The 1,167-nt window shown below is 70.4% G+C and carries 1 protein-coding gene; it reads left to right on the top strand.

The features are described from left to right. Positions 1-1,167: TGS domain-containing protein (locus K0M70_RS01570; protein ID WP_290778393.1), on the top strand; the 1,167-nt coding region annotated here is incomplete at both ends.

Genomic DNA, 1,167 nt, shown 5'->3' with positions numbered 1-1,167 from the left:
GCTGCTCGAGGGCCTGGCGGCGTCCGGGCAGGTGAGCGCCCTGCACCACCAGCGCCAGGGCAAGGGCAGTGCCGAGGGCCTGCGCCGGCTGCTGCTGGCCCTGGTGCGCGACCTGCGCGCGGTGCTGGTGCTGCTGGCGGTGCAGCTGGTGCGGCTGCGTGACGCGGCGGCGCTGCCGGCGGACGAACGCCGCGCACTGGCCGAGCTCACGGCCGACATCCATGCGCCCTTGGCCAACCGGCTGGGCATCTGGCAGCTCAAGTGGGAGCTTGAAGACCTTGCCTTCCGCTGGCTGCAGCCCGACACCTACCAGCGCATCGCCCGCCTGCTGGACGAAAAGCGCGGCGATCGCGAGCGCTTCATCCAGGACGCCATGGCGCGCCTGCGCGAAGCCCTGGCCGAGGCCGGCGTCACTGCCGACGTGGCCGGCCGGCCCAAGCACATCTACAGCATCTGGAAAAAGATGCAGCGCAAGGGCGTGCCGTTCAGCGAGCTGTACGACATCCGCGCCCTGCGCGTGCTGGTGGACGACATCCCGGCCTGCTATTCCGTGCTGGGACTGGTGCACCAGCTGTTCCCGTCCATTCCCTCGGAGTTCGACGACTACATCGCCCACCCCAAGGGCAACGACTACCGGTCGCTGCACACCGCGGTGATCGGGCCGGGCGGCCAGACCCTGGAAGTGCAGATCCGCACCCACCAGATGCACGAACACGCCGAACTGGGCGTGGCCGCGCACTGGCGCTACAAGGAGGGCGGCGGCGCCGACGCCAGCTTCGAGCGCAAGGTGTCGTGGATGCGCCAGCTGCTTGAAGCCCGCGACGAGGGCGAGGACGCGCTGATGGCCGGCTTTTCCACCGAACTGGTGGAAGACCGCGTGTACGTGCTCACCCCGCGCGGCGAAGTGGTGGACTTGCCGCGCGACGGCACGGTGCTGGATTTCGCCTATGCCGTGCACACCGAGGTCGGGCACCGCTGCCGCGGCGCCAAGGTCAACGGCCGCATCGTGACGCTGGACCACCGGCCGGCCACCGGCGACCGCATCGAAATCCTCACCGCCAAGACCGGTGAGCCCCGGCGCGACTGGCTGCTGGCCAGCAGCGGCTTCCTGGCCACCGGTCGGGCCCGGGACAAGGTGCGTGCGTGGTTCCACCGCATCGATCGCAC

Origin of the sequence: Arenimonas sp. (assembly GCF_019459675.1) — a bacterium.
GTDB lineage: Bacteria > Pseudomonadota > Gammaproteobacteria > Xanthomonadales > Xanthomonadaceae > Arenimonas.
Note: the sequence above shows the minus strand (reverse complement) of the source record. Positions and strands in the feature narration are given on the sequence as shown.